The organism is Mesobacillus sp. (assembly GCF_057785455.1).
The window spans coordinates 89871-111058 of record NZ_JBYNSB010000031.1 but is presented as its reverse complement, the minus strand read 5'-3'; the positions used below and the strand labels follow the sequence as shown (position 1 = coordinate 111058).

19 protein-coding genes are annotated in these 21188 nt (G+C 49.1%); 16 read left to right on the top strand and 3 right to left on the bottom strand.

What is annotated here, in order from left to right; all coding sequences use genetic code 11:
• Positions 1–43 precede the first annotated feature (43 nt).
• The 9 genes from purC (at position 44) to purD (ending at position 10356) form a co-directional block, all read left to right on the top strand.
• A complete protein-coding gene (purC, locus tag AC3EBE_RS12495; RefSeq protein WP_488595364.1) occupies positions 44–763 on the top strand; it encodes a phosphoribosylaminoimidazolesuccinocarboxamide synthase in 720 nt (239 codons plus the stop codon).
• Positions 756–1010 (top strand): phosphoribosylformylglycinamidine synthase subunit PurS, encoded by a 255-nt coding sequence (gene purS / locus AC3EBE_RS12490; RefSeq protein WP_488595363.1) that lies wholly within the window; start codon positions 756–758, stop codon positions 1008–1010. Before purC ends, purS begins: the two co-directional genes overlap by 8 nt.
• Entirely contained in the window at positions 1007–1693 is a 687-nt protein-coding gene (purQ, locus tag AC3EBE_RS12485) for a phosphoribosylformylglycinamidine synthase subunit PurQ (protein ID WP_488595362.1), read from the top strand. The genes purS and purQ overlap by 4 nt, the downstream gene beginning before the upstream one ends.
• The gene (gene purL, locus AC3EBE_RS12480; protein ID WP_488595361.1) at positions 1677–3893 is read left to right on the top strand and encodes a phosphoribosylformylglycinamidine synthase subunit PurL; all 2217 of its coding nucleotides are present in this window, start codon (positions 1677–1679) and stop codon (positions 3891–3893) included. The genes purQ and purL overlap by 17 nt, the downstream gene beginning before the upstream one ends.
• On the top strand, positions 3878–5290 hold the full coding sequence (purF, locus tag AC3EBE_RS12475) for an amidophosphoribosyltransferase (RefSeq protein ID WP_488595360.1): 1413 nt from the start codon (positions 3878–3880) through the stop codon (positions 5288–5290). The genes purL and purF overlap by 16 nt, the downstream gene beginning before the upstream one ends.
• A 318-nt stretch (positions 5291–5608) precedes the next feature.
• The gene (gene purM, locus AC3EBE_RS12470) at positions 5609–6652 is read left to right on the top strand and encodes a phosphoribosylformylglycinamidine cyclo-ligase (RefSeq protein ID WP_488595359.1); all 1044 of its coding nucleotides are present in this window, start codon (positions 5609–5611) and stop codon (positions 6650–6652) included.
• Positions 6653–6692: 40 nt separating this feature from the next.
• Positions 6693–7295 carry a phosphoribosylglycinamide formyltransferase gene (gene purN / locus AC3EBE_RS12465; protein ID WP_488595358.1) on the top strand — a complete coding sequence of 201 codons (603 nt, stop codon included), beginning with the start codon at positions 6693–6695 and terminating at the stop codon, positions 7293–7295.
• Positions 7274–8812: a bifunctional phosphoribosylaminoimidazolecarboxamide formyltransferase/IMP cyclohydrolase gene (purH, locus tag AC3EBE_RS12460; RefSeq protein WP_488595357.1), complete on the top strand. Its 1539-nt coding sequence runs from the start codon at positions 7274–7276 to the stop codon at positions 8810–8812. The genes purN and purH overlap by 22 nt, the downstream gene beginning before the upstream one ends.
• Before the next feature lie 281 nt (positions 8813–9093).
• The gene (gene purD, locus AC3EBE_RS12455; RefSeq protein WP_488595356.1) at positions 9094–10356 is read left to right on the top strand and encodes a phosphoribosylamine--glycine ligase; all 1263 of its coding nucleotides are present in this window, start codon (positions 9094–9096) and stop codon (positions 10354–10356) included.
• Between the two features lie 30 nt (positions 10357–10386).
• Here the strand turns inward: purD and AC3EBE_RS12450 are convergent, their stop codons facing one another.
• Together AC3EBE_RS12450 and AC3EBE_RS12445 are read right to left on the bottom strand one after the other, a co-directional pair.
• Entirely contained in the window at positions 10387–10491 is a 105-nt protein-coding gene (locus AC3EBE_RS12450) for an EYxxD motif small membrane protein (RefSeq protein ID WP_488595355.1), read from the bottom strand.
• Between the two features lie 72 nt (positions 10492–10563).
• Positions 10564–10836: a YgaP family membrane protein gene (locus tag AC3EBE_RS12445; protein WP_488595354.1), complete on the bottom strand. Its 273-nt coding sequence runs from the start codon at positions 10834–10836 to the stop codon at positions 10564–10566.
• 177 nt (positions 10837–11013) lie between these two features.
• On the opposite strand from AC3EBE_RS12445, the gene AC3EBE_RS12440 reads away from it, so the two are divergent.
• The 6 genes from AC3EBE_RS12440 to pcrA all read left to right on the top strand — a co-directional run bounded on the left by AC3EBE_RS12440 (position 11014) and on the right by pcrA (position 18747).
• Positions 11014–12753 carry an adenine deaminase C-terminal domain-containing protein gene (locus AC3EBE_RS12440; RefSeq protein WP_488595353.1) on the top strand — a complete coding sequence of 580 codons (1740 nt, stop codon included), beginning with the start codon at positions 11014–11016 and terminating at the stop codon, positions 12751–12753.
• A gap of 64 nt (positions 12754–12817) precedes the next feature.
• The gene (locus AC3EBE_RS12435; protein WP_488595352.1) at positions 12818–13861 is read left to right on the top strand and encodes a DUF3048 domain-containing protein; all 1044 of its coding nucleotides are present in this window, start codon (positions 12818–12820) and stop codon (positions 13859–13861) included.
• 35 nt (positions 13862–13896) lie between these two features.
• Positions 13897–14217 (top strand): YerC/YecD family TrpR-related protein, encoded by a 321-nt coding sequence (locus AC3EBE_RS12430; RefSeq protein WP_488595351.1) that lies wholly within the window; start codon positions 13897–13899, stop codon positions 14215–14217.
• Positions 14218–14363: 146 nt separating this feature from the next.
• Positions 14364–15401, top strand: coding sequence for a DUF3231 family protein (locus AC3EBE_RS12425; RefSeq protein ID WP_488595350.1), 1038 nt, complete (start codon positions 14364–14366; stop codon positions 15399–15401).
• 275 nt (positions 15402–15676) lie between these two features.
• Positions 15677–16372: a heptaprenylglyceryl phosphate synthase gene (pcrB, locus tag AC3EBE_RS12420; protein ID WP_488595349.1), complete on the top strand. Its 696-nt coding sequence runs from the start codon at positions 15677–15679 to the stop codon at positions 16370–16372.
• Positions 16373–16524: 152 nt separating this feature from the next.
• Positions 16525–18747 carry a DNA helicase PcrA gene (pcrA, locus tag AC3EBE_RS12415; protein WP_488595348.1) on the top strand — a complete coding sequence of 741 codons (2223 nt, stop codon included), beginning with the start codon at positions 16525–16527 and terminating at the stop codon, positions 18745–18747.
• 30 nt (positions 18748–18777) lie between these two features.
• Here the strand turns inward: pcrA and AC3EBE_RS12410 are convergent, their stop codons facing one another.
• Positions 18778–18963: a hypothetical protein gene (locus AC3EBE_RS12410; protein ID WP_488595347.1), complete on the bottom strand. Its 186-nt coding sequence runs from the start codon at positions 18961–18963 to the stop codon at positions 18778–18780.
• Between the two features lie 130 nt (positions 18964–19093).
• On the opposite strand from AC3EBE_RS12410, the gene ligA reads away from it, so the two are divergent.
• On the top strand, positions 19094–21100 hold the full coding sequence (gene ligA, locus AC3EBE_RS12405; RefSeq protein ID WP_488595346.1) for an NAD-dependent DNA ligase LigA: 2007 nt from the start codon (positions 19094–19096) through the stop codon (positions 21098–21100).
• The last annotated feature ends 88 nt before the right edge of the window (positions 21101–21188 follow it).

The following is a 21188-nucleotide window of genomic DNA, read 5'->3' as shown; positions in this document are numbered from 1 at the left end:
AAGTGACTGAAGATTGCTAATTATCTCAATCGGAGGCGTTGAAATGGTAGAGCAGGCATTGTTGTATGAGGGGAAAGCGAAGCGGATTTATGCGACTGAAGATGCTGGAGTAGTAAGAGTACAGTATAAGGATTCCGCAACAGCTTTCAATGGCGGGAAGAAGGCTGAGATTGTCGGCAAGGGCCGGCTGAATAATGAGATTACGAGTCTAATATTCTCGAAGCTTAGTGAAGCGGGGATTCCATCTCATTTTATAAAAAAAATCTCAGAGAACGAGCAGCTTGTGAAGCGAGTGACGATCATTCCGCTTGAAGTCGTGGTAAGGAATTTCGCTGCAGGCAGCTTTTCGAAGCGGCTTGGGGTGGAGGAAGGCAAAAAGCTTTCAAGGCCGATTGTTGAGTTTTATCTGAAGGATGATTCGCTTGGAGATCCTTTGATTACGGATGAGCATGTGGATGTGCTGGAGCTGGCTTCAGATAAGGAAGTTTCACAGCTAAAGGACGCTGCCTTGAAAATCAATGAGGTGCTGGGGAGATTTTTCACAGAAATTGGTGTGACGCTGATTGACTTTAAGCTTGAGTTCGGCAAGGATGCTGACGGTAATATCCTGCTGGCAGATGAGATTTCACCTGACACATGCAGGCTTTGGGATATGGAAACGCAGCAAAAGCTTGACAAAGATGTATTCCGCCGCGATTTAGGGAATTTGACAGATGCTTATGAAACCATTTTAACGAGATTGGGAGGACAACTGCATGTATAAAGTAAAGGTGTTTGTGACGTTAAGGGAAAGTGTTTTGGATCCACAGGGGACGGCTGTTAAAAATGCACTGGCGACACATGGTTACGAAGGCATACAGGATGTCCGCATCGGCAAGTATATGGAGCTTACTCTGGATGAGAGCGTGAAGGATGTTGACGCAGCGGTGAAGGAAATGTGCGAGCGCCTGCTGGCAAATACGGTGATCGAGGATTACAGGTATGAGGTCGAGGAGGTCGTTGCACAGTGAAATTTGCGGTGATCGTATTTCCGGGTTCGAACTGTGACATCGACATGTACCATGCGGCAAAGGATGAGCTTGGAGAAGAGGCAGAGTATGTATGGCATGACGCGGAAAGTCTGGAAGGCTATGATGCAGTGCTTTTGCCTGGCGGCTTTTCTTACGGAGATTACTTAAGATCTGGCGCGATTGCGCAATTCAGCAATGTCATGAAAGAGGTCGTGAAGGCAGCTGAAGCTGGAAAGCCTGTGCTTGGCGTCTGCAACGGATTTCAGATTTTGCTGGAGGCAGGGCTTCTTCCAGGGGCGATGCGCCGCAACGACAGCCTTAAATTCATCTGCAAACAGGTCGAGCTTAAGGTCGAAAACAATGAAACAATGTTCTCGACAGGCTATGAAAAAGGCGAGGTCATCACGATTCCGGTTGCGCACGGTGAAGGCAACTACTATTGCGATGAAAAAACACTGGCCGATTTGAAGGCAAACAATCAAATCGTGTTCACATACCATGGCGAAAATCCGAATGGAAGCCTTGGAAATATTGCAGGTATCATCAACGAGCAGGGAAATGTCCTCGGGATGATGCCGCATCCGGAGCGCGCAGTCGATGAGCTGCTTGGCGGCGCGGACGGCTTGAAGCTTTTCAAATCGATCGTCAAACAATGGAGGGAAGCAAATGCGGTTAATGCTTGAACCAAGTCCACAGCAAATTAAAGACGAAAAAATCTATCAGCAAATGGGGCTTTCAGACAGCGAGTTTGCTTCTGTTGAAAAAATTCTTGGGCGCCTGCCTAACTACACAGAGACCGGCTTGTTCTCGGTTATGTGGTCAGAGCATTGCAGCTACAAGAACTCTAAGCCTGTCCTGAAAAAGTTCCCTGTCACGGGTGAGCGTGTTTTACAAGGACCGGGCGAGGGAGCTGGGATTGTTGATATCGGCGATGGCCAGGCGGTCGTTTTTAAAATCGAAAGCCATAACCATCCTTCAGCGATCGAGCCTTACCAGGGTGCGGCTACAGGTGTCGGCGGAATCATCCGCGACGTTTTTTCAATGGGAGCAAGGCCAATTGCATTGCTGAATTCTCTCCGCTTTGGCGAGCTTGAATCGCCGCGCGTGAAATATTTGTTTGAACAGGTGGTTGCTGGGATTGCCGGCTACGGAAACTGCATCGGCATTCCGACTGTTGGCGGCGAGGTCCAATTTGACGGTGCTTATGAAGGAAATCCGCTTGTGAACGCGATGTGCGTCGGGCTGATCAATCATGAGGATATCAAGAAGGGCCAGGCGCATGGGGTCGGCAATACAGTGATGTATGTCGGCGCGAAGACTGGCCGTGACGGGATTCATGGTGCGACCTTCGCTTCTGAGGAACTGAATGAGTCGTCTGAAGAGAAGCGTCCAGCTGTCCAGGTCGGCGATCCGTTCATGGAAAAATTGCTGCTTGAAGCTTGTCTTGAGCTTGTGAAAAATGATGCGCTTGTCGGCATCCAGGACATGGGTGCGGCTGGTTTGACCAGCTCATCTGCTGAAATGGCGAGCAAGGCTGGCTCGGGAATTGAGATGAATCTTGACCTTGTGCCGCAGCGTGAAACAGGGATGACTGCTTATGAAATGATGCTGTCTGAATCTCAGGAGCGCATGCTGATTGTCGTTGAAAAAGGGCGTGAGCAGGAAATCATCGATCTTTTTTCAAAATATGAGCTTGAAGCAGTCGCGATTGGCCGGGTGACGGACGACAAGATGCTCCGCCTTTTACATAAAGGTGAAGTGGTGGCGGATGTTCCTGCCGATGCGCTTGCTGAAGAAGCTCCTGTTTATTACAAGCCTTCAAGTGAACCAACTTATTTCCGTGAGTTCCAGTCGATGAAAAATGAGATTCCTAACGTTGAAGACTATGAAGCTACTTTGCTGGATTTGCTTCAGCAGCCGACGATTGCAAGCAAAGAGTGGGTCTACGACCAGTATGATCATATGGTGCGCACGAGCACAGTTGTTTCACCAGGTTCGGATGCGGCTGTCGTGAGAATCCGCGGAACCGAAAAGGGACTGGCGATGACGACGGACTGCAACTCCCGCTATATCTATCTTGATCCGGAGACAGGCGGTAAGATCGCTGTCGCTGAAGCCGCCCGTAATATCGTTTGTTCAGGCGGTGAACCCCTTGCGATCACGGATTGCCTGAACTTCGGGAACCCTGAGAAGCCGGAAATCTTCTGGCAGTTTGAAAAAGCGGTCGATGGCATGAGTGACGCGTGCCGGAAGCTTGGAACGCCTGTCATTGGCGGGAATGTCAGCCTTTATAACGAAACAAATGGAACAGCTGTCTACCCGACGCCGGTTGTCGGCATGGTCGGTCTGGTTGAAAATTTGAAGCATGTAACGACGCAGCATTTTAAAAATGCTGGCGATTTGATTTATCTATTGGGTGAAACGAAGGATGAGTTTGGCGGCAGCGAGCTGCAGAAGCTTGTCCATGGCCAAATTTTCGGCAAGGCGCCTGAGCTTGATTTAGAAGTAGAAGCGAGCTATCAGGGACAAATTTTAGCGGCGATCAAAAATGGTCTTGTCGCATCAGCGCATGATGTCGCTGAAGGCGGCGTGGCGGTTGCGCTGGCTGAATCCGTGATCGGCAGCAAAGGCTTGGGAGCTGAGGTTGAGCTTGAGGGTGCTGTTGTATCGGCATTGTTCAGCGAATCGCAATCCAGGTTTATTTTATCAGTAAAACCAGAGAACCAAATCGAGTTTGAAAGCTTAACAGATGCAGTTCTGATTGGAAAAGTCGTTGAAATGCCAGTTTTAAAGATTGATGTAAACGGAGAGAACGTCATCAATCATGATGCAGTTGGGCTGAAGAAGGCCTGGAAAGGAGCCATCCCATGCTTGCTGAACTAAAAGGCTTGAATGAGGAATGCGGCATTTTTGGAATTTGGGGACATCCCGAGGCAGCGCAAATCACGTATTACGGACTTCACAGCCTGCAGCACCGCGGCCAGGAAGGTACGGGGATTGTGGTTACGGATGGCCAGCAGCTGAAGGGGAAAAAAGGCGAAGGTCTTGTAACCGAGATTTTTACTGCAGACGCGATGGAGGAGCTCCAGGGCGTTGGCGCGATCGGCCATGTCCGTTATGCGACAGCGGGAGGCGGCGGCTATGAGAATGTCCAGCCGCTCCTGTTCCAATCGCAAAGCGGCGGGCTGGCACTTGCCCACAATGGCAATCTGGTAAATGCCGATGCTCTGCGCAATCAGCTTGAGGCACAGGGCAGCATTTTTCAGACGACCTCTGATACAGAGGTGCTTGCCCATTTAATCAAGCGCGGCGGCTTCAGCCAGATCAAGGACCGAGTCATGAATGCACTGCCGATGCTGAAGGGCGCCTATGCGTTTTTGATCATGACCGAAACGGAATTGATGGTCGCGCTCGATCCGCATGGCCTTCGTCCGCTTTCTTTAGGGAAGCTTGGCGATGCGTATGTCGTAGCTTCAGAGACTTGTGCATTTGATATTGTCGGTGCTGAGTTTGTCAGGGACGTTTTGCCTGGGGAACTGCTGATCATCAATGAAGACGGCATCCATTCAGAGATTTACTCGATGAATTCAACGACTGCCATCTGTACGATGGAATATATTTATTTTTCCCGCCCGGACAGCAACATCCATGGAATCAACGTCCATACTGCCAGGAAAAATCTTGGCAAGCAGCTGGCGCTTGAAGTGCCAATTGAAGCGGATGTTGTTACAGGTGTTCCGGATTCAAGTATCTCAGCGGCAATTGGGTATGCAGAAGAATCAGGCATTCCGTATGAAATGGGCTTGATCAAGAACCGTTATGTCGGACGTACATTTATCCAGCCATCCCAGTCACTGAGGGAGCAGGGGGTAAAAATGAAGCTGTCACCGGTTCGCGGCGTTGTCGAAGGAAAGCGTGTCATCATGGTCGACGATTCGATCGTGCGCGGGACGACAAGCCGCAGGATTGTCAACATGCTAAAAGAAGCGGGCGCCACCGAAGTCCATGTCGTCATCAGTTCGCCGCCGATTCAGAATCCATGCTTTTATGGAATCGATACTTCGACGCGTGAGGAATTGATTGCGGCTGAGAATTCAGTTGAGGAAATCCGGGAGTTGATAGGCGCAGACTCGCTTACTTTTTTAAGTGTCGGGGGTATGCTTGAGGCAATCGGCCGCAATGAACCAGGCGAAACGCGCGGGCAGTGTCTGGCTTGTTTTACAGGGAAGTATCCGACGGAGATTTATCCTGCGGCGACACCTGCCGGGCAGAAGTGCTGATATTTTTCCAAATATAGGATGACGGCGTGATCATGCGGGAGTTTTGGGAGAATACCACCCCTTTTCGGGAGATTATGAAGTAGTTTCGGGCAATTAAGACTGTACTTCGGGAGATTATGAACAAAGATTGGGAGATTGCACCCGCGGATGGTACTAATACATTCATCATGAGTGGAAGTACACTGTGAGAAGGTGTGAATCAACCCAATCAGAGTGTAATTACACTCAGTGAAGATGCGAAATAGGCTAATTGGTTAACTATAGTGCACGAATAAGGAAGTTTTATATGAAAAAACAGCCAAATCGGAGGTAGTGAACATGGCAAACGCGTATAAGCAGGCTGGTGTGGATATTGAGGCCGGGTATGAGGCGGTTGAGCGGATCAAAAAGCATGTGAAGCGGACAGTAAGGCCGGGCGTGATGGGGGCGCTGGGCGGTTTCGGCGGGATGTTCGACCTTTCCAGCCACGGGCTGAAGGAGCCGGTGCTGATTTCAGGTACGGACGGCGTGGGCACGAAGCTTATGCTCGCCTTTATGATGGACCGGCATGATACAATTGGCATCGATGCGGTCGCAATGTGTGTGAACGACATCGTCGTCCAGGGGGCGGAGCCTTTATATTTCCTTGACTACATCGCATGCGGCAAGGCAGTGCCTGAAAAAATCGAGGCGATTGTCAAAGGGATTGCAGATGGCTGCGAGCAGGCCGGGTGCGCGCTCGTCGGCGGAGAAACAGCGGAAATGCCAGGCATGTACTCCCCAGAAGAATACGATTTGGCTGGTTTTGCGGTTGGTGCCTGTGAGAAGTCCGAAATCATTACCGGTTCCGGGATTAAAGCTGGTGATGTTCTGATTGGCCTGGCGTCGAGCGGGATTCACAGCAATGGCTACTCGCTTGTTCGCAAGATTTTCCTTGAGCAGGCAGGCATGGAGCTTGACCACTTTATTGAAGTGTTTGGCTGCACACTTGGCGAAGAGCTTTTGAAGCCAACCCGGATTTATGTAAAATCAGTGCTGGCTGCGATGAAGCAATTTGAAATCAAGGGGCTGGCGCACATCACCGGAGGCGGTTTTATCGAAAACATTCCGAGGATGCTTCCTGAAGGCCTGGGTGCCGATATTGAGGAAGGCAGCTGGGAGATTCCGCAGGTGTTTACTATGCTCGAATCCTTAGGAGACCTTAAGCGCGAGGATATGTACAATATTTTTAACATGGGCATTGGCATGGTCGCTGCTGTTGCACCAGAGATTGCTCCTGATGTTCTGCGCTTGTTCAATGAGAACGGGGAAAAGGCAGTTATGATTGGCACTGTTACGGATCAGGAAGGCATCAGGGTTCGGATGCCTGGTGAATTGGCATGATGCACGTGCCAGATAAGTGCTTTTTTACAGGAGGACGGCTATGAAAAAAATCGCAGTGTTTGCATCGGGGAGCGGAAGCAATTTTCAGGCGATTGCCGTGGCTGTCCAGAATGGCACTCTGAATGCAGAAATCAGCTTGCTAGTATGCGATAAGCCAGGGGCGTTCGTGGTTGACCGTGCTGAAATGATCGGGATTCCGTCGCTTGTCCTCAGCCCAAAGGAATTCCCTTCAAAGGAAGCATATGAGGCGAAGATTTTACAAAAACTAACCAGTCTTGATGTGGAGCTTGTCGTGTTGGCAGGCTACATGAGGCTGATTGGATCGACTTTGCTCCAAGCTTTTGAAGGCAGGATCGTGAACATCCATCCTTCGTTATTGCCAGCGTTTCCTGGCAAGGACGCGATCGGCCAGGCGCTGGCAGCGGGAGTGGAAGAAACGGGTGTGACGATTCACTTTGTCGATGAGGGAATGGACACAGGTCCGATCATTGCGAGTGACGCTGTAACGATTGCGGCCGATGAAACAAGAGAATCACTTCAGAAGAAAATACAGCGGATTGAACACAGCCTGTATCCAGAGGTCCTGGAAAGGCTGCTGAACGGAAAAGAGGAGGCATTACAATGGGAAAAAAGCGTGCACTGATCAGTGTTTCAGATAAAAATGGGATTGTTGGGCTAGCGAGGGAGCTTGTTGAGCTGGGGTTTGAGATTGTCTCAACCGGCGGCACGAAAAAAGCGCTGCAGGACGGCGGAGTACCTGTAATCGGAATCAGCGATGTTACAGGTTTTCCAGAAATTCTCGAAGGCCGCGTGAAGACGCTGCACCCTAAAATCCATGGCGGTTTGCTTGCGAAGTACAGCGACCCTTCTCATCAGGAACAGCTTTCTGAAAATGAAATCGAGAAAATCGAGCTTGTGTGCATAAACCTTTATCCTTTTAAAGAAACGATTTCAAAGACTGGCGTGACGCCTGAGGACGCGATTGAAAATATCGATATCGGCGGACCGGCGATGCTGCGGGCTTCGGCTAAAAACCATCAATACATAACCGTTCTTGTCGATCCTGCGGATTATCAGCAGGTAATCGAGGAATACAAGAGCAGCAACCAAACGACGCTTGAAACGCGCCGCAGACTGGCGGCAAAGGTTTTTCGCCACACAGCTGCCTATGATGCGCTGATTGCGGAATACATGACGGATCTGGCAGGCGAGGAACAGCCGGAAAAACTGACGGTCACATACGAACTGAAGCAAAATCTTCGCTATGGAGAGAATCCGCACCAGAAGGCGGCATTTTACCAGAAGCCGCTTGGCTCGGCATTTTCAGTTGCGGCTGCTGAGCAGCTCCACGGCAAAGAGCTTTCCTATAACAATATCAATGATGCAAATGCGGCATTGCAGATCGTGAAGGAGTTTTCCGAGCCGGCAGCAGTTGCGGTCAAGCATATGAATCCATGCGGAGTCGGAACTGGCAAGGACATTTTTGATGCGTTCGGCAAAGCATTCGAAGCGGATCCAGTTTCGATTTTTGGCGGAATCATCGCTTTGAATCGCGAGGTCGATGGCGAAACAGCGCGCAAGCTGTATGAGATTTTCCTTGAAATCATCATCGCTCCTTCTTTTAGCGAGGAAGCTTTGGAGATTTTAACGGCAAAGAAGAATCTTCGATTGTTAAAAGTGCCATTTGGCGGCGAGCAGAACAAGGAGAATGCGCTGACTTCAATCGAGGGCGGATTGCTTGTTCAGGAGCAGGATGCGTTCGGATTTGAAGATGCGGAAATCTCTGTGCCGACAAAGCGTGAGCCGACAGAAGCTGAGTGGGAAGCGTTGAAGCTGGGCTGGAAGGTCGTCAAGCATGTGAAATCAAATGCGATTGTCGTATGCGGCAAGGATTCTACTTTAGGGATTGGCGCCGGCCAGATGAATCGTGTAGGTGCGGCTAAAATTGCTCTTGAGCAGGCTGGCGGGAAAGCCGAGGGTGCAGCACTGGCATCAGATGCATTCTTCCCGATGGACGATACCGTTGAAGCAGCGGCAAAAGCAGGCATTACCGCGATTATCCAGCCAGGCGGATCTGTACGTGATGCGGATTCGATCAAAAAGGCAGATGAATACGGAATTGCGATGGTGTTCACTGGGGTAAGGCATTTTAGGCATTAAGGTTAGTGGTTCGGAAAATAGCTGGTGGACACTGTCAAAAAGGCCTACTGGTGAAATATCCGAAGTTACTGGTGAAAAAATGAATGTTACTGGTGAAATAAATGCACTTACTGGTGAAAAAATGACTTCTACTGGTGAAAAATGAATTCACCTCATAAAAAGGCTATCTGGATTGCTGCTAAAACATAACAAACAGCTTCAATTTAGATAAAAGGACCATATAAAGTTCAATTTCAATCCGAAAAATCAGAATAAGGTATCTTAAAACGGAGGTGCGGGGAATGAAGGTTCTTGTGGTTGGCAGAGGCGGCCGGGAGCATGCGATTTGCCGGAAGGTCAGCGAGAGTCCGCTGGTGACGGAGGTGTTTGCAGCGCCAGGAAATCCTGGGATGGAGGACTGCGCATCACTTGTGGACATCAATGAAAATCAGCTGGATGAGCTTGTTGTTTTTGCAAAGCAGAACGAAATCGGCCTGACGATCATCGGGCCTGAGGTTCCGCTGCTGGCAGGGCTCGCAGACCGTTTTGAAGATGAAGGCCTTAAGGTTTTTGGCCCGAAGAAAGCAGCAGCTATTATTGAGGGCAGCAAGTCGTTCGCAAAGGATCTGATGAAAAAATACGGCATCCCGACTGCGGAATATGAAACTTTCACGGACTATGCTGATGCAAAAGCCTATCTTGACAGAATTGGCGCACCGATCGTCATCAAAGCGGACGGACTTGCGGCGGGCAAAGGTGTGGTCGTTGCCATGACCCAGCAGGAGGCGGAAGCTGCCCTGCAGGATATGCTGCTGAACAGCAAGTTTGGCGAGGCTTCAGCCAGCGTGGTCATGGAGCAATTTTTGACAGGGGAAGAGTTTTCGCTGATGGCATTTGTGAACGGGGAAAATGTGATTCCACTTGAGATCGTGCAGGACCATAAGCGCGCCTTTGATGGTGACAAGGGTCCGAACACTGGCGGCATGGGGGCTTATTCCCCTGTACCGCATATTCGCAGCAAGACCGTTGCTGAAGCGGTGGAAAAAGTGCTGAAGCCGGCAGCGGCCGCGATGACTGCGGAGGGACGCAGTTTTACAGGTATCCTTTATGCCGGTATGATTGAAACACAGGAAGGTCCTAAGGTAATTGAGTTTAACGCGCGTTTTGGTGATCCTGAGACGCAAGTGATTTTACCGAGGATGAAGTCTGATTTGGTGCAGGTCATGCTTGAGGTACTGGAAGGCCAATTTCCAGATATCGAGTGGCATGAGGAAGCGGTACTGGGCGTGGTTGTGGCGGCTAAAGGCTATCCTGAAGAGTACGTGAAAGGGGCAGTGCTGAAAGGGCTTGATAACCTTGAACAGGTTTTCCATGCAGGCACAGCGAAGAACGAGCAGGGTGAGTTTGTGACAAACGGGGGCCGAGTGCTTCTCGTAGGTGCAAAAGCGGCATCATTAAAAGAAGCACAGCAAAAGGTTTATGCTGAGCTTGAAAAGCTGGAATGCCCCGAGACCTTTTACCGCAAGGACATCGGCAGCAGAGCGATTGGGCATGTGTCTGTTTAGCGTCAATATGCTATAAAAAAGAAAGCCGAATCAGCGTGCGCGTCTTTTATTTGTATAAACAAGCAGCAGGGCAATGATGCTGCCTACAAGGGCAATCCATACGAAGCTGACATCCAGCAGGTATTCCCAGAACATAGTATCATCTCCTTTTTGAGAGAGCCCCCAGCACAAGTTGGGGGCTCCTTGTATTTAGTAGTCCTCACGATATCAGCTTGGGTTATAAGGAATCCAGCCCTCGCTGTCACCGTTAGCGGCGTTCTTTTCTTCCATCATATCCTGGCCTTTTTCATAAGCCGCAGTAAGCGGGCAGTAGCGGACAATACCCTCTCCGACCTTCATCGCGCCAAGCATGGCCATGAAGATGTATGAATCCTTCCACGGACGCTTGACCATTTTGGAGGTTGACCATGCAAGAACCGTCAATCCAATTGTGATCCTGACAAGTGCGTTAATGATTCCAATATTCGGGCGGACATTCATTTACAAATCGCTCCTTTACGAAGAATTTACAGTTAATTTGTAATTCTTTAGTGCGTTAAACGACGAAATATGTTACCATTAGAACCAATAATGTAAGGGCTTTCTTTTGCTGAAAAGCAAGTTTACTTTTAAATCTTAACAACTGACTTTTATATAGAAAGAAAAGGGGAACATGGTATGGAACAACGTTATCGATGGAAAAACAGACAATTGCGCAACCATGCTGCTGTTGTGGACGGCACCCTTTCACCGACGATCTTGCTGACGAATGCAACTTATTTGAACCAGACGTTCCGTAAATGGATGACGGCGAATATCTGGATCTACAAGGACCGGATTGTTTATGTTGGTGATAATCTGCCTGAAAATACAAAGCAGTGTGAAATAGTGGATTGCACCGGGCTTAAGCTGGTGCCGGGCTATATTGAACCTCATGCCCATCCGTTTCAACTTTATAATCCCCATTCTTTTGCTGCCTATGCATCACAGACGGGGACGACGACGATGATCAGCGACAATATGGTGCTGGCTTTACAATTAGGTAAAAAGAAAGCGTTTTCTTTTATAAATGAACTGAATGATAACCCGGTGACGATGTACTGGTGGTGCCGGTTTGATGCTCAGACGGAAATCCAGCATGAGGAGGATGTTTTCTCCAATGGAAATGTCAGGTCATGGCTGGAGCATGAGAATGTCGTGCAGGGCGGGGAGCTGACATGCTGGCCGAAGCTGATGAACGGGGACGATATGATCCTTCACTGGATGCAGGAGACGAAGCGCCTTCATAAGAAAATAGAAGGACATTTCCCAGGCGCTTCTGAAAAAACGCTCGCAAAGATGATGCTGTTTGGCGCGGATTGCGACCATGAGGCAATGACCGGTGAGGAAGTCAGGAGAAGGCTGCTGCAGGGATATATGGTCAGCTTGAGGCATTCGTCAATCAGGCCGGACCTGCCGAAGCTGCTGGATGAAATCCATGAGCTTGATATCGCGGTATATGACCGCTTCATGATGACCACCGATGGGGCATCGACGGCGTTTTATGAAAAAGGCGTAATCGATGAGCTGATCAGGATCGCTCTGGAAAAAGGAGTGCCGGTAATCGATGCGTACAATATGGCGACCATCAATGTTGCCCGCTATTATAATTTCGAGCATCTTCACGGAAATATTGTGACAGGCCGGGTTGCGAACATCAATTTCCTACAGGATGAGCGTGAGCCAACGCCGGTTTCCGTACTGGCAAAAGGACAGTGGGTCAAGCGCGATGGCAATGCAATCGATGCTGCCGCGGAAATCGACTGGAACCAGATGGGCTTCGATCCGTTGAAGATTGACTGGGAGCTGACAATGGATGACCTGCAGTTCTCCATGCCATTCGGAATAAAGATGGAGAATGCGGTGATTACAAAGCCATACTCGATTTCAATCGATGTGTCAGGCGATCAGCTGCCGGCGAATCATGATGAGTGCTTTTTCATGCTGATTGACCGGAATGGTGAGTGGCGGATCAATACCCTGCTAAAGGGCTTTGCCACGGATTTGCAGGGGCTTGCAAGCTCCTTCTCGAATACTGGGGACATCATCCTGATCGGGAAAAGCAAGCAGGATATGATGGCCGCTTTTAACAGGATGAAGGAGATCGGCGGGGGCATCGTTGCCTGTGAGGATGGTGCTGTTGTCGGTGAGATTCCGCTAAGGCTGCAAGGGATTATGTCGAGCCATCCAGTCGGGGAATTGATGGCCGAGGAAAAACAGCTGCTTGAATATTTACGGGAAAAAGGATATAAGTTTGCAGACCCGATTTATTCGCTGCTTTTCTTCTCGTCAACGCATTTGCCATACATCCGGATTACGCAGCAGGGCATCTATGACGTCATGAAAAAAACGATACTCTTTCCAACGATAATGCGTTAAAATATAAAAGTGCATCTAGACATAAACAGCCATGAGGAACTGGGAGTTCACAGGGGTGGCGAGAATGATAAAAAAGTGGATCGTTGCAACGGCAGCCGTAATGATCCTGGCAGCCGGGTGCAGCAGTAAAGAGACAGAGACAAAGAAGGATGCAGCCAAACCACAGAAAGAGAAAGAAGTGGAAGAGGTTGTAAAAGAGGCTGAAGAGCTTCCATACCAATTCCCGCTGACGGGGATTGGAACGAAAGACGAACCTGCGGGCAGAGCGATTGCCGTGGTCGTAAATAACCATCCGAAAGCAAGGCCGCAGTCGGGTCTGAATGAAGCCGATCTTATCTATGAAGTTTTGGCTGAAGGGGAAGTAACCAGGCTGATCGCGATTTACCAGAGTGAAAAGCCTGAAAAGGTGGGGCCAATCCGAAGCGCCCGGGATTATTTCATCAATTTGGCATCAGGGTATGACAGCTTTTTTGTCGCCCATGGGTACAGTCCTGACGCAAAGGAAATGCTCGACCGCGGGGACATCGACAACATCAATGGCATTCAATATGACGGCTCCTTGTTTAAAAGGGCAAGCTTCCGCAAGGCTCCGCACAATTCATATATTACCTATGATAATATGCTGAAGGGTGCAGAGAAGCGAGGATATGAGATGGATCAGGCGCCGGAGTCAGCAGCTTTTTTAAGCAAAGAGGAATTCGATGCTTTGGATGGTATGGCTGCTGAGGATATAATGGTATCCTATGGAACGCCGTCGTTTGATTTAATCTATGAATACGATGGAGAAGCAGGAAAATACCATCGCTTTTCCGGCAAGGAAGAAACAGCTGACCTTGATACTAAGGAACCTGTGCTGATCGACAATCTGCTTGTGGTGCAGATGGATCATGCCATCATTGATTCGGCAGGCCGCAGGGCAGTCAATCTTACCTCCGGTGGCAAGGGGTTTCTTTTTCAAAGAGGCAAAGTCAATGAGATACAATGGAAAAATGAAGCTGGCAGAATCATCCCTTATAAGGATGGGGTAAAAGCTGGTTTCGTTCCCGGGAAGACATGGATCAACATTGTCCCAGCAATCAGCGATGTCTCATTCGACTCACAGCAATAAGGCGAAAAAATTTGAGGATATAAGGGGTAGAATATATGCAACTTGATAAATTAAGAGGTAAAGAATTAGATCAGCTTTTCAAAGCGATTTTGTCGCTGAAGGATTTAGATGAAGCATATCGCTTTTTCGACGACCTTGCGACAGTGAACGAAATCCAATCGCTGGCACAGCGCCTTGAGGTTGCACGCATGCTGCGCGAAGGCAAGACATACCATAAAATCGAAACGGAAACAGGTGCGAGCACTGCGACGATTTCGAGGGTTAAGCGCTGCCTGAATTACGGCAACGACGCTTATGAATTGGCTTTGGACCGGCTGAAGGAAATGGAAGAGCAGGAAGCGAAGGAAGAAGTATAAGCTAGAAGAGTGAAGGATGAGGGCCGTTAAAAGGTTCTCGTCCTTTTTAATTTGAACTGGGTGACTGTGATTTTAGGGACTGCAATCTGAATAAATTTTTCCGGGTAAGAAGAAACTAAAGGTAAATTTAGGATAAGGGGTATAGCATGTCATCTCTAAAACCAATCCATTTTGATTCATCCAAAATGAATCCCACCGAAAAATTTACTTCTGTCGAAATGGCAAAGCTATGGGCGACGTACATGGGAAACAGCATGTCTTCCACGATCCTGAGGTATTTCCTCCGGAATGTAAAAGATGAAGATATAAAAACATTGCTTGAAAATGCCCTGCATCTGACAGAGGATTTCATGGCAACCATTAAAGTGTTTTTAGAGGGAGAAAATTTCCCGATTCCTCATGGCTTCAATGAGAAGGACGTGAACCTCAGCGCTCCAAGACTGTTTGAAGATGAATTTTACGTGCATTATTTGAAATATGCCGCCAAGGCCGGGATGAGCATTTATGCAATTGCGATTCCGCTCGTGATGAGACTGGATGTCAGGGAGTTTTTTGTGAAATGCCTAACGGCAACTGAGGAGCTTTTGGCGCAAATCAATGGGCTTCTGATGGACAAAGGGTTTATCATCAAACCACCGGTGCTGCCAGTTCCTGAAAAGGTTGACTTCGTTGAGCGGAAGTCTTACTTCAATGGAATTGGAGGGAAACTCCGCCCGCTCCATGCCCTGGAAGTCACTCATCTTTATGACAATATCGAAAACAATGTTACCAGCAAGGCGTTGCTGATGGGCTTCAGCCAGGTAGTCAAATCGGAGCAAATCCGTGAGTTTTTTATCAGGGGAGTCGAGATGACGGATAAAATGGTGGATCAGCTAAAGGAGAAACTTCATCAGCAAAATTTGCCTTCACCTGCTTTGTTGGATCATTTGGTGACCAGTTCCACGACAGCGCCATTTTCGGATAAAATCATGCTTGTCCATAAAGCTGATATGTTCTCGATGAAGGTCAGGTCATTCGGGAACTCAATGGCTGTTAATGGACGGAAGGATATCGGTCTTTTATATGGAAAAGTGTTGATGAAAGTGGGGCTGTACGCGGAAGATGCTGCCGACCTGCTTATCGAGAACGGCTGGCTTGAACAGCCTCCGCAGGCAGCAAACCGGAGAGAGCTGACTTCGGAATAGCGGTGGGGTTCAAGCGGGATGTTATGCCGGAAGCCGCCTTGAAAATGAACCATATTTATTTTAACTTGGAGCTTGCCTTTTGCAAGCTCTTTTTGTGCTTTCTTTGGCTGGGAAGCGATCGTGCCCGCTGATTCCGCAGGGTGGATTGTAAGGCGAAAACAGCTCATGATCAATCAAGCTGGAAATTGTCCTTTTAACCTGATGTTTCCTTTTTGTCTGGGATGAACAAATGCTATAATGGTGGAATGGAAATATAGAATGGGGGCAATTCAAGGATGTACGATGTTCGCGAGTGGAAACATGTGTTTAAACTCGACCCTAATAAAGAGATTACTGATGAAGAACTTGATAGAATCTGCGAGTCTGGAACCGACGCGATCATGGTAGGAGGGACGGATGGAGTCACTCTTGAAGGAGTCCTTGATTTAATGTCCCGAGTCCGCCGTTATACGGTTCCTTGCATTCTTGAGGTTTCTACTATAGATTCGATTACACCAGGCTTCGATTTTTACTATATTCCGACTGTGCTGAACAGCGGCAATCCGCAATGGATCACCGGCCTGCACCATGATGCGGTGAAGGAGTACGGCGATCTGATGGATTGGGACGAGGTCAAGATGGAGGGCTATTGCATCCTGAATCCCGAATGCAAGGCTGCCCAGCTGACAGAAGCGAAGACAGACCTTGATATTGAAGATGTCAGGGCCTATGCGATGATGGCAGAGAAGATGTTCAGCCTGCCAATTTTCTATTTAGAATATAGCGGCACCTACGGTGATCCCGAGGTCGTCAAAGCGGCAAAAAGTGTCCTCGATCAAACCGTGCTCTTCTACGGCGGAGGAATTGAGACCGCAGACCAGGCAGCCGAAATGGCCAAGCTTGCCGATGTCATTGTAGTCGGAAACGTCGTCTACAGCAACCTCGAAGAAGCAATAAAAACAGTAGCCGCCGCCACCGCTTCATCACATTAAAGCGGTGGGGGTCAGACCCCCGGTACGGTGATGCGGTGAAGTGGTGGGGGTCAGACCCCCGGCGCGGTGGCGCGTTAATTTGTGTGATTGTATACGTTGTGTATTTAGGATAAAATAATAAGAACAAATGTTTGTATGGTGGTGAGGAGTTTATGCAATTTTTAACGGATAAGTTATTGAATGGTTTGAATCCCGAGCAGCAGAAGGCTGTCAAGACATTGGACGGCCCGCTGCTATTGATGGCTGGTGCGGGCAGCGGCAAGACAAGAGTATTGACGCACAGGATTGCATATTTAATGGTGGAAAAGGGGATAAACCCTTATAACATCCTGGCGATCACGTTCACGAATAAAGCAGCGCGGGAGATGCGCGAGAGGATCCAGAAGATGATGGGCGGTGCAGCCGACGACATCTGGATTTCGACTTTCCACTCCATGTGTGTGCGCATTCTGCGCAGAGACATTGACCGCCTCGGCTTTAACCGCAATTTCACGATTCTTGATTCGACTGACCAGCAATCTGTCATTAAATCAATCCTTAAGGACAAGAATATGGATCCTAAGAAATTCGATCCGCGTGCGATCCTCGGGACAATCAGCTCGGCTAAAAACGAACTGATCACACCGGAGGAGTATGCGAAAACAGCTGGCGACTATTTCTCGCAGAAGGTCAGCGATGTGTATGAGGAGTACCAGCGCAGACTGCGCAAAAACAATGCGCTTGATTTCGATGACTTGATCATGACAACGATCAACTTGTTCATCCGTGTGCCTGAGGTGCTTGAATACTATCAGCGCAAATTCCAGTATATCCATGTCGATGAGTATCAGGATACGAACAGAGCACAGTATATGCTTGTAAAATTGCTGGCGCAGCGCTTCCAGAACCTTTGCGTCGTCGGTGATTCCGACCAGTCGATCTATCGCTGGCGCGGAGCTGACATCGCAAACATCCTTTCATTTGAAAAGGATTATCCAAAAGCGAATGTCATTTTGCTTGAGCAAAACTATCGCTCAACAAAGAAGATTCTATTAGCGGCGAACATGGTCATCCAGAACAACATGAACCGAAAGCCGAAAAATCTCTGGACAGAAAATTCCGAGGGCAATAAAATCATGTATTACCGCGCTGACAGCGAGCAGGGTGAAGCACAGTTCGTCATCGGTAAAATCCAGGAGCTCATCAGGAACGGCCGCAAGCTGTCCGATATCGCGATCCTTTACCGTACGAACGCTCAGTCCCGTGTAATCGAGGAATCGTTCCTGAAGTCCAACATCGAATACTCAATTGTCGGCGGCATCAAGTTCTATGACAGGAAGGAAATCAAGGATATCCTTGCTTACCTCCGCCTGATTTCGAATCCGGATGATGACATCAGCTTGACGAGGGTCATCAACGTACCGAAGCGCGCGATTGGTTCTACTTCAATTGATAAAATCGCCAACTTCGCCACTATGCATGATATGTCCATGTTCCAGGCGCTTGAAGCAATCGAGATGATTGGACTCAGCCCGAAAGCCGAAAAGGCAGCAATCGAGTTCCGCAACCTGATCCGCAACTACACTCAGCAGCAGGAATACTTGTCTGTAACTGAGCTTGTAGAGGAAGTCCTTGATAAAACTGGCTACCGAGACATGCTAAAGGCGGAAAAATCGATTGAATCACAGAGCCGGCTTGAGAACTTGGATGAATTTTTAACCGTAACAAACAGCTTTGAAGAAAGCAGTGAAGATAAATCTCTGGTCGCATTCCTGACAGACCTTGCGCTTGTAGCGGACATCGACCGCCTTGATGATGATGGCCAGAAGAAAACTGATTTTGTCACACTGATGACACTTCACTCAGCTAAGGGCCTTGAGTTCCCTGTTGTCTTCCTGATCGGTATGGAAGAGGGAGTATTCCCGCACAGCCGTTCATTAATGGAAGAAGCTGAGATGGAGGAGGAGCGCCGGCTGGCGTACGTGGGAATCACGCGTGCCGAGGAAGAGCTCTTCATCACGAATGCACAAATGCGTACCTTATTTGGGCGCACGAATATGAACCCTGAATCAAGGTTCATCAAGGAAATTCCGGCTGAATTGGTCGAGGATGCCGCTCCGAAACCGAAGAGAACTTCACCAGTAAGCAGCGCCAGACCAGCGGCAAGACCGATGATGCCACAGCGCGGTGCAGTTACGCGGCCTGTTGCGGCCTCAAGCGGAGGAGAAGACATCAGCTGGAAGGTTGGCGACAAAGCCCAGCATGGCAAGTGGGGAACAGGCACAGTCGTCAGCGTAAAAGGCGCCGGCGAAGGTTTGGAGCTTGACATCGCGTTCCCAAGCCCGACAGGCATCAAGCGCCTGCTGGCAAAATTCGCGCCGATTCAGAAGGTGTAATAATATCATTTTTACAAATTAAATTACTGTCTAGCTCCAGCGCCTAGCCCCTCGAGTCGCTTGTCTAGTTTCGCCTCCTAGAAACTCCGAAACTTCAACTCGGCCCGCAGAAGCAAAAAGCGCTTCTTTGTCGGAGTCTCCAGTTTCTGCGTTTCTGGGCAGTCGGCTATACATTTCGATTTCGGTCCTGCCAATGAAGTCAAAGAACGACTTCAATGTCAGGCCCTCCGACGGACACGATGTCCTAGTGCCGACGTTGCCACAGGACGTGGCGGTTTTAGTCGGCCAGCGACTTTCGGGGTTGACCAAGGCGCCCTGAGCTTTTCGGTTAGAAAGGGCTGGATTTATGGATTTTCAGAGCGCTGAGAAAAAAGCCAAGGATTTGCAAAATCTGCTTAATCAATATGGATACGAATATTATGTTCTTGACCAGCCATCGGTTCCTGATGCGGAATACGACCGCCTGTTAAGGGAACTGATTGAAATCGAGGAGCAATATCCGGAATTGCAGACTCCTGATTCGCCAACGCTTCGTGTCGGCGGCGAGATTTTGACGATGTTCAATAAGGTGCAGCATGCCACGCCGATGCTGAGCCTTGGCAATGCCTTTGATGATCAGGATCTGCGTGATTTTGACCGCAGGGTGCGCCAGGGTGTTGGTGACAATGTTGCTTATGTGTGCGAGCTGAAAATCGATGGACTGGCTGTTTCGCTCATTTATGAAGATGGCATGTTTGTCCGCGGTGCTACCCGCGGGGATGGAACGACAGGTGAGGATATTACGTCTAATTTAAGGACGATCCGCTCACTGCCGATCCGCCTGAAGGATCCTGTCTCGCTTGAGGTCCGCGGTGAAGCGTTCATGCCGAAGAAGTCCTTTGAAAAGCTGAACAAGGCCAGGCTGGAAAAAGAAGAAGAGCCATTCGCAAATCCACGCAATGCGGCAGCAGGCTCCCTTCGCCAGCTTGATCCAAAAATCGCGGCATCGCGAAGTCTTGATGTGTTCCTTTATGGAATTGCCGATGTAGGCAATACCGGGATTGAATCCCATAGTGAGGGCCTCGATTATCTTGAGAAACTTGGCTTCAAGACGAATAAAGAACGCAGAAAAGTGGCCGATATCGAGGGTGTCATCGAATATGTGAACAGCTGGGTTGAAAAACGCCCAAATCTTCCTTATGACATCGACGGCATCGTCATCAAGGTTGATTCTTTTGATCAGCAGGCCGAACTTGGCACTACAGCAAAGAGCCCGCGCTGGGCAATTGCCTACAAGTTCCCGGCTGAAGAAGTCGTCACAACCTTGAAGGATATCGAATTAAGTGTCGGACGGACAGGTGTCGTTACGCCAACTGCCATCCTGGAACCTGTTCAGGTTGCCGGTACAACGGTTGGAAGAGCGTCTCTCCACAATGAAGACCTCATTCGTGAAAAAGATATTAAAATCGGTGATAAAGTCGTCGTGAAAAAAGCCGGTGACATTATTCCGGAAGTCGTCAACGTACTTGTAGAGCAAAGGACAGGCGAGGAAGTCGAATTCCATATGCCGACCCATTGCCCAGAGTGCGAAAGCGAGCTGGTCAGGATTGAAGGGGAAGTAGCTCTTCGCTGCATCAACCCTAAGTGTCCGGCTCAAATCAGGGAGGGCCTGATCCATTTCGTTTCCCGCGATGCGATGAACATTGACGGCCTTGGCGAACGAGTGGTAAGCCAGCTTTTTGCTGAACAGCTGATCAAGGATGTGGCTGATATTTACAAGCTGACTCGCGAGCAGCTGCTGGCGCTGGAGCGTATGGGTGAAAAATCCGTCAATAACCTGCTGTCAGCGATCGAAGCTTCCAAATCCAATTCGCTTGAGAAGCTGTTGTTTGGCCTTGGCATCCGCCTTGTTGGTGCGAAAGCGGCCAAGACGCTAGCCCAGGAATTCGAAACAATGGACCAGCTTATGCAGGCAGCGCGAGATGAATTGACGGCGATCAATGAGATCGGCGACAAGATGGCAGATTCAGTCGTGACCTATTTTGACAGCGATGAAGTGAAGGATTTGGTTGCCGAGCTTAAGGCTGCAGGCGTCAATATGGAATATAAAGGACCAAGAAAGGTATCGGCTGAAGACTCAGATTCAATTTTTGCCGGTAAAACGATCGTGCTCACCGGAAAGCTCGAGCAAATGTCCCGGAATGAAGCGAAGGAAAAAATTGAGGCGCTTGGCGGCAACGTAGCCGGAAGCGTCAGCAAGAAAACCGACCTCGTCATTGCAGGCGAAGACGCAGGGTCGAAGCTGGCAAAAGCAGAAAGCCTCGGCATTGAAGTCTGGAACGAAGAGAGAATGCTTGAGGAATTGAATAAGTAGGTTCTTTTGGAGGCCCTAAGCTCTCTAAGTTAGGTTGTGTAATACAAAACTATTTTCTGCGGACTGCGAAGCGCTGGAATGGAAATCA

Bases quoted from the DNA above. Each gene is read 5' to 3' on its own strand.
- purC (WP_488595364.1), top strand. From the start codon at position 44: ATGGTAGAGCAGGCATTGTTGTATGAGGGGAAAGCGAAGCGGATTTAT.
- purS (WP_488595363.1), top strand. From the start codon at position 756: ATGTATAAAGTAAAGGTGTTTGTGACGTTAAGGGAAAGTGTTTTGGAT.
- purL (WP_488595361.1), top strand. From the start codon at position 1,677: ATGCGGTTAATGCTTGAACCAAGTCCACAGCAAATTAAAGACGAAAAA.
- purF (WP_488595360.1), top strand. From the start codon at position 3,878: ATGCTTGCTGAACTAAAAGGCTTGAATGAGGAATGCGGCATTTTTGGA.
- purM (WP_488595359.1), top strand. From the start codon at position 5,609: ATGGCAAACGCGTATAAGCAGGCTGGTGTGGATATTGAGGCCGGGTAT.
- purN (WP_488595358.1), top strand. From the start codon at position 6,693: ATGAAAAAAATCGCAGTGTTTGCATCGGGGAGCGGAAGCAATTTTCAG.
- purH (WP_488595357.1), top strand. From the start codon at position 7,274: ATGGGAAAAAAGCGTGCACTGATCAGTGTTTCAGATAAAAATGGGATT.
- purD (WP_488595356.1), top strand. From the start codon at position 9,094: ATGAAGGTTCTTGTGGTTGGCAGAGGCGGCCGGGAGCATGCGATTTGC.
- AC3EBE_RS12450 (WP_488595355.1), bottom strand. From the start codon at position 10,491: ATGTTCTGGGAATACCTGCTGGATGTCAGCTTCGTATGGATTGCCCTT.
- AC3EBE_RS12445 (WP_488595354.1), bottom strand. From the start codon at position 10,836: ATGAATGTCCGCCCGAATATTGGAATCATTAACGCACTTGTCAGGATC.
- AC3EBE_RS12440 (WP_488595353.1), top strand. From the start codon at position 11,014: ATGGAACAACGTTATCGATGGAAAAACAGACAATTGCGCAACCATGCT.
- AC3EBE_RS12435 (WP_488595352.1), top strand. From the start codon at position 12,818: ATGATAAAAAAGTGGATCGTTGCAACGGCAGCCGTAATGATCCTGGCA.
- AC3EBE_RS12430 (WP_488595351.1), top strand. From the start codon at position 13,897: ATGCAACTTGATAAATTAAGAGGTAAAGAATTAGATCAGCTTTTCAAA.
- AC3EBE_RS12425 (WP_488595350.1), top strand. From the start codon at position 14,364: ATGTCATCTCTAAAACCAATCCATTTTGATTCATCCAAAATGAATCCC.
- pcrB (WP_488595349.1), top strand. From the start codon at position 15,677: ATGTACGATGTTCGCGAGTGGAAACATGTGTTTAAACTCGACCCTAAT.
- pcrA (WP_488595348.1), top strand. From the start codon at position 16,525: ATGCAATTTTTAACGGATAAGTTATTGAATGGTTTGAATCCCGAGCAG.
- ligA (WP_488595346.1), top strand. From the start codon at position 19,094: ATGGATTTTCAGAGCGCTGAGAAAAAAGCCAAGGATTTGCAAAATCTG.